Here is a 16949-nt window from a genome sequence, read left to right as displayed (position 1 = left end):
GGCGATCCTATTTCTCTGAAATGCTATATCGAGAATGTAAATGCCAGATAAGCTCTCTACGGCTGCTGACACCTGCTTTAGCGAAAATGGATTTTAAATGATCCTGAACCGTGTAAGCAGAAATATGTAACTCAGCAGCCAATTCTTTAGTAGATAATCCACGAATTACTCCTTCAAGTAAATGCTGTTCCCGTTTCGTCAGATCATACGCTTCTGCAATGATAGGAAGCATATCTGCTGGACGTGCAGGCTCGAATGAAATAGCGATTTGCGTCTGACCGTCGTATGCATGAAGCCGGCTAGCCCGGATCACTAGATAAGGTCCTTCTGACATCCGGATACAGGACTTAGCCATCCCCGAAGATTCAGAGGGACTATTGATTGCTTGTGTGCTCACCGCCCGAATTGGACGTGGCAGGATATGGTGATCAATTTTTTCTAATGAACGAAGTTTCTCTAACCAGCGGTCTGCTGTAGGATTGGAGGAGAGGAGCACTAGTTGATCAGAAAGGACAGCAATTCCGGAACCGTAATCTTCTTCCAGCCAAGTCTGATTTCTCTCAGGCAACTCAAGACTGAAAGCCCGCATTCTTGCGGCAATCTCAGGAAGCATTAAGGCTATCCACTCACAATCCTCCCGCGAAAATACAGGCTGACCCGACTTTCTGTAAAGTGTCAGATACCCCCAACACGCATCTCCATGAACAAGTACAGCGCGTAATTCATCCTCAAATCCTGCCGGAGACAGTACCTTTTGATAGCGAGCACTCAAATCTGGCTGCCCTTCGGTTGCTTCATATAAAGTAGCTACGTGCACTTTACTATGAACCATTTGCACATAGGGATTAATATCGTCTTCACCGTATTCGATCTGGAACAAGTGATGATGAATGGATTCCACGTTATCTTCTGTAACTGCACCTGTCGAGAGTAGTGTATGTGGATCAACATGGGTACAGCAGGCAGCATCAAAGGGGACAGCATCGCGTAAAATCGACAGTAATGAAGTACGGTAGCTATGTGAAGAATCAGAAACAGCACCGAACCTTATGATTTGTTGTTTAATATGATTAAGTTGTCTTATGGTTTTCATAGGTAAGCCCTCTAGTCATGGAGTATAAAAACAGGTATCCCACATTTATGGGATAGTGAAAGTAAACCATATCCGTATAATTGAGAATGGTTCTTAATTATTTCTATTATATAGGATGCGGTGATAAAATGCAGAGAAAAGAAGATATTGTAGTCGTCGGTGGATATGGCCATGTAGGGCGTACCATTTGTGAAATCTTAGAGAAAAAATATCCTGGAAAGGTATATGCTGCAGGGCGAAGCCTTGTAAAAGCAAAGCAATTCAGTCAAGCAACTGATGGGAAAATTAAGCCGATGCAGGTGGATATTAATAATCCTTTACCTACTGATAAGTTAGAACGAGTTAAATTAATCATTATGTGCTTAGATCAAACGGATACAGATTTTGTAAGAGCTGTGTTTCGAAGCGGTATTCATTATGTGGATGTATCTGCGAACGGTTTGTTTTTGAATGAAATTGAGAAATACAAGAGAGAGGCTGAAGATAATGGGTCAAGTGCTGTCTTAAGTGTAGGACTTGCTCCCGGCATCACTAATCTCCTGGCCCTTGAAGCAGAGCGGCAGATGGATCAGATCGAGGAGATAGAAATTGCAATTATGCTCGGACTAGGTGATTCTCATGGCAAAGCGGCGCTAGAATGGACAGTCGACAGTTTAGCAGCTAAGTTCGAAGTGAAGCAGGGTAATCGCCAGGTTGAGGTGGAGAGCTTTACAGACAGAAGGTTATATCATTTTGGTGATAAGATGGGTAATCGATATGCTTACCGTTTTCCATTCTCAGATCAACAGACACTGAGCAGAACACTGAAAGCATCGTCTATCTCCACACGATTTTGTCTTGATTCAGCTATGGTTACTAAAATACTGGCAATAACGAAAAAAACAGGAGCCGTTCGCTTACTGCAAATAGGCTGGCTGAAGAATTTAATTGTTCGTGCTATGGGGCGGCTGCATTTGGGGGATGATGGGTTCGCTATTAAGGTTGAGGCAAGTGGAAGAAATTTAGAAGGTAAATTACTTCATGCGGATTTTTTATTACAAGGAAAGAATCAATCTATCATTACGGCAAAAGTAACAGCGGCAGTAGCAAAACATCTATATGATTCACCACCCCCAGGTGGAGTTTACCATATTGAGCAGCTGACTGATATAGCGTATATACAGAAGGAATTAGGATCAGCAATTTCTCTCAAGACTGCGGTAAACTAGTATAATATTAATCATATAGAAAGGGGCGTCATAGAATGAATAGAAAAGATTGGGAGCTGTTGAACGGTCATAAAGCGGGCGTGTTTTGGTTCACAGGATTATCAGGTTCAGGAAAAAGTACACTAGCACAACAAGCTGAAAAAGAATTGTTTAAGCAAGGCATAAGATGTGCTGTGATCGACGGCGACCAGCTAAGAAAAGGTTTAAATATCGATTTAGGTTTTTCAGAAGAGGATCGTAAAGAAAATATGCGGCGCGCGGCCGAAGTAGCGTCTATGTTTTTGGACCTTGGCTTTATAGTGCTTGTCCCGATGATTTCACCTTCTTCAGCTGCTAGAGAAGCGATTAGATATCGTTTTCAGTCTGGCGAGTTTGCAGAGATTTATGTGCAATGTTCATTAGAAACCTGCGAACAACGTGATCCTAAAGGGTTGTATAAGAAAGCTAGAAAAGGTGAAATTCGTGAGTTTACAGGTATTGATGCTATTTATGAACCCCCTAAACATGCCGAATTGACAGTTGACACAGAGATTTACGATATGGAGAGCAGTGTGAATCTGCTAGTTGATTTTGTTACACATAATTACGCTAAAAAGATATAGTGGGAAGTTAACAGAAGCCTAATTAAGTAGGGCTTCTTTTTTTGCATTCTCAAATGGAATTTTATCGCATAAAGGGAATCAAGGTGCTACAATATGAATGAACAAAAATAAATTCATTCATATTTATCGGGATTATTCAAAATATGCGATATATGGAGGACTCCAAATGAAAAAAGTTACTGCATTTATTGGGAATCAGCAAAAGCATGCGACCTTTGAAGCGGTTTGTGAATTTGGCAATAATTTAAAAGCATATGGTGATATTGAATTTGAGTATGTCTTTTTAAAAGATTATCGGCTTGAATATTGCCGGGGCTGTAAGATATGTTTCAATAAAGGTGAGGAGTATTGTCCACTAAAGGATGATCGTGATGTATTGATGGAGAAAATGATTCATTCTGACGGGGTTATTTTCGCTACCCCTAATTATGCATTTCATGTATCGGCACCGATGAAGAACCTCTTGGATCGGCTTGCCTTTGTATTTCATAGACCTCGTTTCTTCGGAAAAACCTTCACGGCTATTGTCAATCAGGGGATCTTTGGAGGCAACAAAATTGAAAAATATCTTAGTAATATGGGCGAGAATTTCGGATTTCAAGTCACAAAAGGCTGTGTCTTGACTACTTTGGAACCAAGAACAGAAGTTGCGCAGAAAAAAATGACGAGAGAAATTAAGAAAGCCTCCGAAAGATTCTATAAGGACCTCATGTCACCTAAGACTCCGGTTCCTTCATTTTTCAGGTTAATGCTGTTTCGAATGTCACGTACAAGTATAAAAACAATGCTTGATGATCATTCCAGGGATTACCGGTATTACAAAGAACAAGGCTGGTTTGAGTCTGGTTATTATTATCCTGTTTCATTGGGTCCTATAAAAAGGACAGCGGGTCTGATCTTTGACTTTATTGGGAAACGTATGGCGAAGAATTCGTAACCATAAAGACACTTCCCCGTATAAGATATGAACATGACCGACAATTAACCAAAAGAGAAGTTGAGGTAATCCACCTATGAATGTAAATTTAACCGATCATGCCGATTCAGCCTATTCGCTAGCCGAGCAGAGGGCGGCTCAGTATTTTGTTTCACTGCATATGCAGTTCAAAGAAAAAACGTATGTATCTACTCTGACTGAAGATATTCAATTATGGAAAAAACATCATATTCATCGCCGCTCATGGTTGTCCTTTTTCTCTAGAGGGAAGAGGAAACCTGATTCTCAGGATTATCATAAGTATATAGGGTGGCTGAATCTTTCCGGTAAATTGGATGATTATTTAGATCGGAGCGTTTCCTATTTATATATGAGAGATCTGGGCAAAGCCTTGGATTCTCCTGACACACAAAACAGGATTAAGCGAATGGTTGCTGACATTAGATCTCAATTGATCCCAGACGGTTCAACAATGATAAGAGAACAATCGGAATTTATGAGCTTGGCAGGAGTATATCGCTGGGCGCAAAAGGAAGGCGTCGAGACCGCCACCATCTGGATGATCGACAAGCTAAAGAACGTATCAACCCATATTCCGCAGGAAATGAATGCCGAACAAGCGCAGCGTAAGTTAATTAAGATCATTATCGGGGTCATTCTGCATGTAATGGAGGAAATGGGGGAGAGTACCCCACCTTTGGAACGTTCTAAGAAGCTTAGTGAAGCCATTAGACTTGGTTATTCTTATGGGCTGACTTACCCTTTTATTGATGATCTTCTCGATTCCAGTGTCTTAACGCTTCAAGAAAAAGAGCAATATTCCCTCATGATACGCGACGCTATCCTTACTAGATCTGTGCCTGAGCTTGGAGAATGGTCCGGAGAGAACATGGAATTCATTCGATACGTACATTCGGAGCTTAGTGAAGCTTTCGAATATATTAAAAGCTATCAACGTCCAGAAATGCAGAACATATTTTTCGAGCAATCCTTTGTGTTTTTTCAATCTCAGGAGCTGGACCGTGTTAAGGAACTTTCCAACGCTAAATACACCAATGAAGAGCTTTATATCCCCATTATCTTAAAATCCTCTTCTTCCCGTTTAATTGTCCGATCCGTTATTAGTGCTCCTACAGATGATGGATTTGATCAACGTACTTTTTATTATGGTCTTTACAATCAACTGGCTGATGATTTTGCGGATATGTTTGACGATATGAAAGAGGGAGCGGTAACGCCGTATACCTATTTTCTGAAATACCGTGATCAACGTTCAGATTTGATAAACCCTTTTGAATTATACTGGACCGTCATCTCTCATCTAATCCATTCCGTATATCACTCCGATGCCAAAACCCGTGAAGTGATTCTAGATCGAGCAATTAACGGTTTGAAGCGTTGTAAAGAACGTGTGGGTACTGAAAAGTATAAAGAGATTATGGAGATCTTTGCTTCGGGTCAACCCGAATTTAATCATCTCGTGCAGCAAATGGTGTTGAAAGCTGATGATGTGGATTTTTTTGACAAACTACTAAGAGATCAACTGCTTACGAATTTAAAAAACAACAAGCAGGAAAAGGTGGATTTTCACAATACGATTCAAAAGGTTCGTGGTGAAATCAACAATCAATTGCCGATTAATAAACCTGTTGGGACACCAGCTATGAAAGAAATGTTAATTGATGCAGCCAATTATAGTTTAGAGGGTGATGGCAAGCGAATACGACCTATCCTGACTTGGGTTATGGGTGTGAACGAATACGGATTAGACAGCGCAGCAATTGTGCCGCTTTTGAGGTCTTTGGAATATATGCATACTGCATCCTTAATTTTCGATGATCTGCCCTCTCAGGATAATGCCCCCACTCGAAGAGGCCGTTCAACTCTACATGAGGTGTATAATAGCGCTACGGCGGAATTGACAGGACTCTTTCTAATTCAGAAGTCGATTGAGGAACAGGCATCCCTTCATACATTCGATGCTAAATCCGTAATTGCTTTAATGCAATATTCAGCTCAAAAGGCGGAAGATACCTGCATGGGGCAAGCGATGGATTTGAATTCTAAAGGAAAAGCATTGACGCTAGAGCAATTAAATATGATTTGTTTCTATAAGACGGGCATTGCGTTCGAAGCTTCACTAGTTATGCCAGCGATTCTTGCACAGGTTAAGGAGACAGAAATTGAAGATTTGAAGAAATTCGCTTATCATGCGGGGATTGCTTTTCAGATTAAAGATGATTTACTCGACTTGGAAGGGGATTTACAATTACTAGGTAAGCCGACAGGGCAGGATGTTGAGAATAACAATGCAACGTTTGTATCCATTCTGGGTTCAGAAGGTGCTAGAAAAGAGATGTGGGAGCACTATTGTCTTGCCATGGAGGCGTTAAAAGAGATCCCCCGCAATATCAATTTTTTAAAACATCTATTGAATTATATGGTTAATCGTGATCGATAAATATGAAAATGGAGTGTTGGCATCTTTGCCAGCACTTTTTTATGAAAAAAATCAATCGTTTTTACGTTCAGCTCCGTCTTACTTATAAGAACATCAGAACGATGACTTTATCCTAATACCGACACTGACAAAAAAAGAGGGGGTGTAGTGAGTGGTGGATAGGACGATGGACGAGGTCAGAATGGTTGATTTTGCCCGTATGGATGAGGAAGTTTTCTTTAAACGCCTGTATGTGGAGCATCGGAAAATGTACACCGTCGCTTATAGTTATCTACGAACAGAAGCGGACGCGTTAGAAGTTGTACAAGAGGCTTCATGTCGGGCCTGGATGAAACGTAAGAAGCTTAAAGATGAACAGTCATTTACACCTTGGTTGATTCGAATTACGATCAATTGCTGTATGGATGAACTACGACGAAAAAAACGAGTGATTCCTACGGAGAAGCTAGCAGAGGTTGCAACTCAGGAAATGAAAAGCAACGACCGGATTGATCTGGAACGCGCTATGAACAGGTTAAAGCCCAAATATCGGCATGTGGTACTTCTTAAATATTACAATGACATGACTACAATCGAAATCGCAAAAGTGCTAGAAAAACCAGAAGGTACAATCAAAACCTGGTTACGTGAGGGACTTAAACAGCTTCGTAATGTGCTGAAGTGATATGGGAGGTGAACAGAGTGACAGATAAAGAAGATCGTATTTTGCAGAAAAATGTTGATGAAATGAATCAGAATACTGAGACTTTACAGGAAATGAAAATTTATAACGCGATGCGAAAGGGAATTATGGAAGGAAAAAAACGTGAGAAACGCCGTGTTTATACCGCAGGTTTGGGAGTGATTGCAGCTGCAGCCGTAGCCCTATTATTTACATACTCTTCAATCGGATTACCGGCCAAGGAAGTGGCCCAACCTTCAGTTCAAACCGCCAGCCCTAAAAATACAGATGATTTTGCAGCTTATCGCTCATTTTCAAGGTTAGAACCAGCACTTGCAAGTGCTCTGGAACAGAATCTCGTGATGCCGGTGGGTCAGAGCGCGGAAAACAAGGGGTACCGAGTGGATGTAACTGGTGCAGTAACAGATGGAAGGAAGGTGTATATTCTATACAGTGTTCAGAACAATACAGACAAAGAAGTTATACATGCGGATTTTGCGCTTCAATATGAAGGCATACAGGAGTCGAATCTACATAAAGGTGCTGCACTAAGTATGCTTGCCAGCGATAACCGAATTCAACCAGGCCAGTCTAAGGATTTTATATACACCACTAGTCTTTCACCAACGATTAAATATCCAAAGGAAGTAAACTATAATGTCATTCTCACTGAAACTTCAGATAAGGCGCTACAATCCAGTAGTAATAAATACCGGACTAATCTGGATGTTGCTTTCGAACTTAATCCTGATATGCTCAAAGCACAGGAAAGAATTCTAAAAACGGATAAAACGCTGACAGTTGACGGGCAAAAGATTAAAGTGAATCTAGTGCAATATACACCGCTTAGTACCTATGCAGATTTGGAGTATGATCTGAACAATGATAAACAAATTTTCCAATTGATTAATCCAGTTCTGATTAGTACAAATGGGGGTGCTACCGAAAAATTATTTTACCCCGACATCGTCAACTCTGACAATTCTGAAGTCTATTCGGACAACACCAAGTTTACGCTGGTGTTCAGGAACAGCCAGAGCGGCCTAAAGCATCAGCCAGACACCGTTTCATTAAAAACCTTTGGTATCTCGGCAGTCGAAAAAAATAAAATGAAAATTGTTGTCGATCTCAATAAGCAGCAAATCATTGAAGCACCGGGAAGCGGCCTTGAGCTTGTTGCTCCAACGCAAGAGAATTATGCAGATGAAGGAGAGATCTTGTTACGGCATACAATTACTGATGCCGAATATTTAAAATACTACACTAGACTTGCTGAGACTTTTACTGATGCGGAAGGAAATGTGCATAAAAGAGCAATCAAAACAACTTCGGCAGGAAACTTCGGTGGCTACATGACTTCAAAGGATGGTACAGCCGTGGATGAAATGCGTTATACTTTTGGAAAGGGAGCGAAAGATTATCCTCAACCACTAACGATTACGCTAGAGAAATATATCAATCCGATTATGGATACGCAAGCCGTAGAGTTATTTTCTAAGTAATAGATTAAGCTTAACGATTAATAATCTTGTATTTGTTGTAATCCTATAGGAGGTAGTTATGCGTAAATATAACACTGTAATCTTTGATGTGGATGGAACCTTAATTGATACAGAAATTGCTGTTTTGAGTTCTCTGCAAAAGATGTTAAAGGTGGATCACAACAAAGAGTATGAATTGTCAGAGCTTAATTTTGTGTTAGGTATTCCAGGTTCAGCTTCATTACCGCAACTTGGGATCGAAGATATTCATGAGGGCAATGAGAGATGGAATGTTTACATGAAAGATTTCTATGATACTATTAACATCTTTGACGGAATTGTAGATGTAATGAGTTCATTACAGTCAAAAGAGATCGTTCAAGGAATTGTGACTTCCAAGACAAGAGATGAGCTAAATGACGATTTCGTTCCATTTGGCTTAACTAAATATTTATCATATACCGTTATCGCAGAAGATACAGCAAAGCATAAGCCACATCCAGACCCCTTGCTAGAATTTATTAGAGTATCAAAAGCAAACCCTGAATCATCTATTTACATAGGGGACACGATTTATGATTATGAATGTGCACGAGATGCTGGTGTCGATTTTGGATTAGCTTTATGGGGATGCAAACAGCATGAGCATATTCCCGCGAAATATAAATTTGAAACTCCGCAGGATATTTTAAAGCTGCAATTGTAAAGTGAATAGGATGAATATAAAGCAGAGCGGCATTTTGCCCTCTGTTTTTTAATGGAAATACCTTCATTGTATGTTCTTAACATTGACTCTTCTCTTTCTTATCGTTAATATTACCTCTGTGCTTCATTGCCCAAAAGCCTAAAAGCTTAAAAGTAAGGAAGCGCCGCATTCTTCGGATTTTATCCCAATCACAATGTTAAGGAGCACTATCGTTATGGACCGTCAGCTTAGTTTTTCAAAAAGTATGATTATCATCGCCTTTATTCTTGCATTTCTTTTTGTATCTATTTTCCTATTAAAAGCAGAACCTCATATCCCGCTTCTCGCAACCACAGTTGGCACAGCAGTCTTATTGGGTTTATTTGGCGTGTCATGGAAAGATATTGAGGCTGCTATCATCAAAGGCATACAAACAGCTATAATGCCCATTCTTATCCTCATGCTAATCGGAATATTGATCGCTGTATGGATGATGAGTGGTACGGTGCCTACACTTTTATTTTATGGTATGGATTATATTAATCCGAACTACTTTGCAGTAAGCGCGTTATATGTCACAATTGTCGTCTCTATGTTTACTGGAAGCTCATTCACCACCGTTAGCACGATTGGTGTAGCTTTGATGGGTATTGCTTTGACGACAGGGATTTCTCCAACACTTGCTGCTGGAGCGATTATTTGTGGAGCTTGTTTTGGTGATAAAATGTCTCCTTTATCTGATACTACAAATTTCGCACCTGCAGTGGTAGGTATATCCTTGTTCACACATATTCGTAATATGATGTACACAACGATTCCAGCGCTTATTATAACTACTGTCTTTTTCTTGTTCGCACCAAAAGCCGATGCGATTGATTTATCGTCGATTCAGGGGATTAAGTTTGCTCTACAGGATGGATTTAGTATTCACTGGTTAACGTTGATCTCACCACTTGCCGTTATTATTTGCTCAATCAAACGAATCCCAATCCTTCCTACACTGATGGTTGGCATTGTCACTGGTCTTCTGGTGACCGCTATTATTCAGCAGCAGGCAGAAATCGGTGTCTGGTTCAGTGTGATGCAGAATGGATACGAAAGTACTATTGCCAATGAAACCGTTGCTTCTATCGTTAACCGAGGTGGAATGCAATCAATGATGAGTTCCGTTTCACTTATCTTGATTGCTTTATCATTAGGCGGACTAATACAACATTGTGGTGTCATAGAGGCTTTTTTTCGCAAAATCATTCAACCCCTCAAACGTAAAGGCAGTATCGTGCTTATGAGCGGCGCATCATCCATTGCGGTTAATGGGATGACTGGTGAACAGTATCTTTCTATTTTGTTGCCCGGTCAAATGTTCAAAGATGAATATAATCGCCGCGGCATTCCAGCAAAGACACTATCCCGTACGTTAGAGGATTGTGGAACCCTTGTTAATCCTTTAATTCCTTGGGGAGTTAGCGGTGCTTTTTTCGCTGCTACACTAGGTGTACCGGTAATTGAATATATACCTTATGCCACCCTTCTGTGGTTAAGCCCATTCATCACGTTTGCGTATGCTTTGATCCCGAAGCTGCAAAAGAACTCGTTAGGCTAACCTTCTCTGAAAGAATGTATTTATTGAACGGATATAAAGAATAATAAGAGTGATTTCTGATTTATATCTGGGTAATTCAGCGGGGGTATTGATAGTGAGTCGCAATAAGTTGCAGGATAGAATCAGGTTAGCAAATGTCGAGACTAAACATGCAGAGCAATTTAATAATTTATTACGTTATGTATTTCAAGTGACGAATCGTGATTTACAAATCTTTGGTTGGGAAAATCGTGAAATCACCCAAGCGAAGCTGCCAGTTCTAAAGTATGCTGATGTAGTCGGTTGGTTTGATGGTGATAAATTGATTTCACAGTTAGCAGTATACCCATTTCAAGTAAATATTTTTGGGCGAATTTATGAGATGGGTGGCCTGACGGGTGTTGGAACCTATCCCGAATATGCTAATTTAGGTTTAATGAATAAGCTGATGCTGCATGCATTAACTAAAATGCGGGGCCGCAAGCAATCAATTTCTTATCTATTTCCGTATTCCATTCCATATTATAGGCGGAAAGGCTGGGAGATCATTACCGATAAAATCTCATTTGAAGTTCCGGATACCCAGCTGCCGAAAACTAAAAAAGTTCCTGGGAACGTGGAGCGGGTAACTATTGAACATCCGGATATCAAGGAGATATATGATCAGTTCTCCATGCAGCATCATGGAGCTATGCTTCGAAATAAGTTGGCTTGGGAAGAATATTTACGCTGGGATCTGGATGAAATGACGGTAGGCATCTATTATAACAATGATGATTTGCCCACAGGGTATCTGTTGTATTGGGTTGCTGAGGAGATCTTTTATATCAAAGAAATGGTTTATATCAACGAAGAAGCTCGGGTGGGATTATGGAACTTTATAAGTGCACATTTTTCGATGATTACTCTTGTCAAAGGGGATATTTATAAAGGGGAGCCGCTTTCCTTCGTTTTAGATGATGGTGACATCAAGGAAACCATTGCTCCTTATTTTATGGCCCGGATAGTGGATGTGCAATTATTTATCGAACAGTATCCGTTTAAAAAACAGGATAAAGAGGGTTGCCTTATCTTCACCTTGAGTGATCCGATGCTGGAATGGAACCGGGGTACATTTACACTTAATGTGGATAAAGATGGAACAGGTGTTTTGCACGCAGGAGGGACTAACCCTTCCTTGTTGATTGACATTCCTACTTTAACCACGATGTTAATGGGCTATAAGCGACCTACCTATTTGGCTAGGATCGGTCGGATCCAGGCAGATGAAGCAACAGTTCAGTTCTTGGAAGGGTTAATCAGGCCAGAACATCCTTATTTCTCTGATTATTTTTAAAAAGCATACTCTAATGAGTGTGCTTTTTTGTTCTTTTATAGTAGAATTGATTCTCGGCAACACTAAATGATATGGGGTGTAAGAATGGCGATTAATTTCACCAAACCAATGATCCAAAGGTTAGAACAAGAAATCATAGAGGTAGAGAGCAAGCTCAAAAACGTGAAGAACAAAAAGGAAAAATCCAAATTCAAAATTAATCAATTAGAACAGGATATGAAATTTAGCAAGTCTCACACAGATTTGAGCAGTAAAATGACGCGAATCAAAAAGCTTAACGATGAAATTAAAAACATGAATCGCCTGCAAGCTGATCTTTCCAAAGAATTAACAGCAAAGAAAAACTCGTTAAAAAAACTCCAGGTAAATGGAACCGCGCCTACTACAATTGATTCCACAAAAGGATAATCGATGATGGTTGCACAGATAAAAAACCGCGTAACTGGCGGTTTTTATTTTTTTACCAGCTCATCTGTATCTCCCCTTAACAAGGAAATCTCATGCTTATAGGGTGCGTTTACATATTTCTTTTCACCGATGGAGGGAGTCTCTAAGAGTTTGGGAATAGCTGGAAGTTATTCAAAAGAGACTCCACATTCACTACCTTTTCCAGCCATAGTTTCTAACGAAACCTGAACATTTCGTTTATCTGTTAGCACTTCGTTTAAGCCTTCCACGATCCGAGAGATGCCGGCTTGAGAGCCAGGATGTAGGACGATTTGGGTTGAACCCAAAGCTTCTGTTCTTATGATTTCTGATTGAAGAAACTCTATACTATGCTCAAAGACCTGTGCCGAAAGTGTATTTCCTAAGTTAACAATAAATGGAGCGTGTACAATAATATTAGAAATACCGTTATCTCTCATATGAGCATGTCCTGCTTCAATATTCAAAGCTTCAATGGGTTTGCGGCGTGTATTTTGTGGGGCTCCGGTATAAAAAAGGAAGGTGGCCGCTCCATAAGAAGCTGCCTCTTCACTAGCTCGAAGGAGCATTTTTGTTCCGGTCATAGACACATGAGAGCCTAGGAGTAAAGACATCGGGGTTGACACTTCCTTTCCTCAGAATACAGGAAGTTTTTTAGGGAAGATCAAGGTTGTCTTATCTGATCTATTATTTATGAGAGACAACCTTAGCGACCCGGAATTTAGCGCTAATTAGCGGCGAAAATAGTCTCGCCTTGAATTGGTTTTAAATCTTGCTCCCATTTAACTCTGATTGCCCGGGAAGTGAATAGATCAGCTCCATCTGAGATTTGGAAGTGTAGATGGGCCTCGCTCGTATTACCAGAATTACCTGTTAAGCCAATAACCTCCCCTTTTTCGACTTTATCCCCCAGTTTTACAGTAACTGACCCTTGTTTGAGATGCGCCAAATGACTATATTCCCCGCCATGATCAATGACAACTATATTCCCGGTAGCTTGATTCGGATTCATGACCCCAACTGGCTCATTGTCTTTAATGTCATTCACAACCGATACAACGGTGCCGTCCGCTGGAGCGAGAATGTTTTTGCCAAAGGCATAATAGCTTTCATTTCTTAGTGGGTCTCCTTTATAGGAATAGTTATCTTTGGTTTGGATAAAATCGTAAGCGTAACGCTGGATTTCTAACTCATAATGATAATTCACAAGCACATTCTCACCACCCCAAAACACATACCAATCTCCCTCAAACGGCAGTGCGTATTCATGTTTACTTAGTACATTGTCGGTTTCAGGAGAAGGGGTAAGCTCTTGAACTTGAATTAATGTAATCATCCCATCCGGATCAAACATCCCGACAAGCCCCTTATTGCCAGCATCACTAACCCATGTGCGTCGATCAAATCCATTAAGCTGCATGGTCGATGCCTTTTCCAATGTATGGATACCCTTAGTGAATTCTTTTCCTGTCTCTGCTAATTCTGTTTCACTTATTTCATCTTTTAAAGGCTGGTTAAAGCGGGCATACAACTCCTTGTACTTCCCGTCCAGTAGAATCTTTGATAGTTCATCTGGAGCAAATCCACTCAGAATGGCAGCTGTGGCCGGGTTTGTTGTCTGCTCCGCCTTTTCATTAGTGGGCACATCAGCATTCTCTCCTCCACAGGCAGCCATTAATAAAGACAGTGACCCTACAGCCAAGGCAGTTCTTGTATTCAAAATAACTTTATGAATGATTTTTTCAGGTTTTTTGTTCATATATTTCGCCTCCCAGTATTACGATTGTAGCAGTCTAGCCTTAGCTCTTCTGAAATTCTATATTAACACTTACATAATTTACTAGCTATTTAATGAATACGAATTAAGCTTCCGTTAAGATTAGTAAGATTGCTAGCCAAAAAAATCATGCTATGATGATAAAAACGTCTATTGTGAAAGGGAAAATTTATATGAATGAGGCTTCAATTTTATTGGTTGATGATGAGGTATCACTTTTAGACATTATGGAGACAGTGCTGCGTAAGGAAGGCTACGTCAATATAGATACAGTGCAAACAGGTGAAGAAGCAGTAAGTGCCTGTGAATCCAAAAAATATGATTTAATTGTGCTGGATGTAATGCTGCCCGGACGAAGTGGCATCGAAATCTGCCCTTTTATCCGGCAGACGACGGATGCTCCTATTCTTTTTCTGACTGCTCGGACGTCTGATTTCGATAAATTAACGGGCTTTGCTATAGGTGGAGATGATTATATCACTAAGCCCTTTAACCCGCTTGAAGTGGTGGCTCGTATAAGAGCACAGCTGCGGAGATATTTTGCTTCTGCTAACCAACAGGCTACTGGCAAGAGTGTAGAAATAGTCCCCCATAAATCTGCAAATGTATATGATTACGGAAGGTTTAAGCTAGATGAGACAGCGGGAGAACTCCTGGTAGAGGATCAGTCTGTTGCTTGTCCGGCACTTGTATTTCAACTGCTGGTCTTCCTATGCAAACATCCCAATCAGATTTTCAGCAAAAGTGATTTATATGAGAAAGTATGGGGCGATGAAGCACTGAGTGATGATAATACGGTCATGGTTCATATTCATCGAATTAGAGAACGTATCGAAGCAGACCCGTCCGATCCAAAATTTATTGTTAACGTTAGGGGCCTTGGTTATAAGCTGGTGAAGGTAGACCACCAGGCGTTGTCCATGCCATGAATATCAAACGCCGGTTAACGTTAAGGTTCGTTCTACAGCTAGCAATTACGGGAATGGTTGTTCTCGCTATTGCAGCAGTAACGTTTACTTGGATGCTGTTGCGTTTTCTCGATATCAGTATTACGCGTGATTTTGCTAATGTTGGCTTAGAGCAACTGGTTGAATCCTCCAAAATTGATGAGAAGGGCATTCAATTTTCCCCGAGCTTGCTGGAGCAAGTGAAGAAGAATAAGGGCTGGCTGCAAAACATCGATGAAAATGGAAAAGTTGAAAGTGCCTACAACACTCCAAAAGATGTCCCAATTCAATATGGACTGGGTGAAGTAGTCGCCTATTGGACAGGGACTCAGCCTTTTCCGTATACTCTGGCTGTATGGATTCAAGAGAAAAATGGGAGACAATTCACGCTTCTTTATGGCGCGCCAAATATACTAGATCCTCTGTTAAAAAAAATGAGCGAAGGTACATTTGATGCAGTAGATGGAGATCTGGTTCTGCCTGATTCGATTGAAAGAGAAATTAAATCATCACAGGCTTTTGTTCAACTCATTGATTCATCGGGTACGGAGCTGCTCTCCTATAATAGGCCAAAGATGATTCCCACCAAGTACTCAGTGCCAGAGCTAGCACTACGCACTCTCTACAGTGAACGTTACGGCTATCATGTCCGATCTTCTTTTGATAAACAAACCGGCCAAACATGGATCGTTGGACAACCAAACGTAAAGGGAGCAGATATAGGCCAAAAGGTATGGGTACCTGAAGAGGTTAAAATTGTTATTAAAGGCTCATTAGCAATGCTCGCGGCTTTATTGCTTGCATTTATATTGCTTTCTTTATGGCAAGCTCATAGGTTTGGAGCGCCAATGCTGCATATGCTTGTATGGCTCGATTCCATTGGAAATGCCATATATACAGAGCCTATGGACCGTAAAGGAAATCGTCGTAGTCGAACACACGTAGGTAAATGGAGACGGAGATACCGGGTTTTTTCTGATGTTATGGTATCCATAGAGAAATTATCTGCTAATTTGCAGAGAGATCAAGCGTTGCGGCAACAAACAGAGAATTTGAGGGAAGAATGGATCGCAGGTGTTACACATGATTTAAAAACTCCTTTATCTTCTATAACTGGTTATGCCCATTTACTGGCGGAGCCTTCGTATGATTGGTCGAAAGAGGAAGTTCGCAAGTTTACAAGGACGATGCTGGATAAATCAGCCCATATGGACATGCTTATTAGTGATCTTGCCATGACCTATCGGCTAAAAACAGGGATCAAGCCACCAGAGCTGATGGAGGTGGAATTGAACTTTTGGCTACATCAAGCCCTTGATCAAGCTGCTGCAAATCCCGAATACGGGAAGCAACGAATTATATTTGTGCCGGCACCAAACGAAGTGAGAGCTCGATTGTATACTCCATGGCTAGAGCGGGTGGTCAACAATTTGACTGCGAATGCTTTACTTCATAACCCCTCAGATACGATTTTAACGGTTTCGCTTACTATGAATGATGAGGACAGTGGATTTACTATTCAATTTTCCGATGATGGCGATGGAATGGATGAAGTCACACTTAACCGTCTATTTGAACGTTATTATCGAGGAACGGACACCGTATCTAGCTCCAACGGATCCGGCCTTGGCATGGCGATCTCCAAGGGATTAATCGAATGTATGGAGGGCAGGATTGCTGTTGAGAGTAGCCCTGGACAAGGGACCATTATTAAGTTGATATGGAGCTGATCATAGAACCAGCGTTTTTCCTA

General features: G+C 40.8%; 14 protein-coding genes and 1 pseudogene. 12 read left to right on the top strand and 3 right to left on the bottom strand.

The genetic code is table 11. The annotated features are described in order from the left end of the window. Nucleotides 1–7 precede the first annotated feature (7 nt). Nucleotides 8–1093 (bottom strand): helix-turn-helix transcriptional regulator, encoded by a 1086-nt coding sequence (locus tag MHH49_RS26430; RefSeq protein ID WP_341138656.1) that lies wholly within the window; start codon nt 1091–1093, stop codon nt 8–10. A gap of 128 nt (nt 1094–1221) precedes the next feature. Between MHH49_RS26430 and MHH49_RS26425 the strand changes: the two genes are divergently transcribed. The 10 genes from MHH49_RS26425 (at nt 1222) to MHH49_RS26380 (ending at nt 12454) form a co-directional block, all read left to right on the top strand. Next, nucleotides 1222–2301: a saccharopine dehydrogenase family protein gene (locus tag MHH49_RS26425; RefSeq protein ID WP_341138655.1), complete on the top strand. Its 1080-nt coding sequence runs from the start codon at nt 1222–1224 to the stop codon at nt 2299–2301. Nucleotides 2302–2336: 35 nt separating this feature from the next. After that, the gene (cysC, locus tag MHH49_RS26420) at nt 2337–2903 is read left to right on the top strand and encodes an adenylyl-sulfate kinase (protein WP_036677951.1); all 567 of its coding nucleotides are present in this window, start codon (nt 2337–2339) and stop codon (nt 2901–2903) included. A 166-nt stretch (nt 2904–3069) separates the two neighbouring features. Next, a complete protein-coding gene (locus tag MHH49_RS26415; RefSeq protein WP_076099278.1) occupies nt 3070–3840 on the top strand; it encodes a flavodoxin family protein in 771 nt (256 codons plus the stop codon). A gap of 76 nt (nt 3841–3916) precedes the next feature. Beyond that, nucleotides 3917–6301: a polyprenyl synthetase family protein gene (locus tag MHH49_RS26410; RefSeq protein WP_076222565.1), complete on the top strand. Its 2385-nt coding sequence runs from the start codon at nt 3917–3919 to the stop codon at nt 6299–6301. A 166-nt stretch (nt 6302–6467) separates the two neighbouring features. Further along, nucleotides 6468–6965, top strand: a complete 498-nt coding sequence (locus MHH49_RS26405) for an RNA polymerase sigma factor (protein WP_076099359.1) — start codon at nt 6468–6470, stop codon at nt 6963–6965. Nucleotides 6966–6982: 17 nt separating this feature from the next. After that, the gene (locus tag MHH49_RS26400) at nt 6983–8464 is read left to right on the top strand and encodes a DUF4179 domain-containing protein (RefSeq protein ID WP_036677943.1); all 1482 of its coding nucleotides are present in this window, start codon (nt 6983–6985) and stop codon (nt 8462–8464) included. 58 nt (nt 8465–8522) lie between these two features. After that, nucleotides 8523–9149: an HAD family hydrolase gene (locus MHH49_RS26395; protein ID WP_036677941.1), complete on the top strand. Its 627-nt coding sequence runs from the start codon at nt 8523–8525 to the stop codon at nt 9147–9149. A gap of 214 nt (nt 9150–9363) precedes the next feature. Further along, nucleotides 9364–10731, top strand: a complete 1368-nt coding sequence (gene nhaC, locus MHH49_RS26390) for a Na+/H+ antiporter NhaC (protein WP_076222563.1) — start codon at nt 9364–9366, stop codon at nt 10729–10731. 94 nt (nt 10732–10825) lie between these two features. Next, complete coding sequence (locus tag MHH49_RS26385) at nt 10826–12046, top strand: GNAT family N-acetyltransferase (protein ID WP_036677937.1); 1221 nt, start codon at nt 10826–10828, stop codon at nt 12044–12046. A gap of 84 nt (nt 12047–12130) precedes the next feature. Beyond that, complete coding sequence (locus MHH49_RS26380) at nt 12131–12454, top strand: hypothetical protein (RefSeq protein WP_036677934.1); 324 nt, start codon at nt 12131–12133, stop codon at nt 12452–12454. A gap of 170 nt (nt 12455–12624) precedes the next feature. Here the strand turns inward: MHH49_RS26380 and MHH49_RS26375 are convergent. Together MHH49_RS26375 and MHH49_RS26370 are read right to left on the bottom strand one after the other, a co-directional pair. After that, nucleotides 12625–13086, bottom strand: a pseudogene (locus MHH49_RS26375) (TIM barrel protein); the annotation flags it as partial. A 113-nt stretch (nt 13087–13199) separates the two neighbouring features. Next, the gene (locus MHH49_RS26370; RefSeq protein ID WP_076222551.1) at nt 13200–14231 is read right to left on the bottom strand and encodes a M23 family metallopeptidase; all 1032 of its coding nucleotides are present in this window, start codon (nt 14229–14231) and stop codon (nt 13200–13202) included. 191 nt (nt 14232–14422) lie between these two features. Between MHH49_RS26370 and MHH49_RS26365 the strand changes: the two genes are divergently transcribed. Together MHH49_RS26365 and MHH49_RS26360 are read left to right on the top strand one after the other, a co-directional pair. Next, nucleotides 14423–15178, top strand: a complete 756-nt coding sequence (locus MHH49_RS26365) for a response regulator transcription factor (RefSeq protein ID WP_076222549.1) — start codon at nt 14423–14425, stop codon at nt 15176–15178. Next, nucleotides 15175–16926, top strand: coding sequence for a sensor histidine kinase (locus tag MHH49_RS26360; RefSeq protein ID WP_076222547.1), 1752 nt, complete (start codon nt 15175–15177; stop codon nt 16924–16926). The genes MHH49_RS26365 and MHH49_RS26360 overlap by 4 nt, the downstream gene beginning before the upstream one ends. Nucleotides 16927–16949: the final 23 nt, after the last annotated feature.

The organism is Paenibacillus sp. FSL F4-0122 (genome assembly GCF_038002845.1).
GTDB lineage: Bacteria > Bacillota > Bacilli > Paenibacillales > Paenibacillaceae > Paenibacillus_AQ > Paenibacillus_AQ odorifer.
This window is presented reverse-complemented; position numbering and strand designations above follow the sequence as displayed.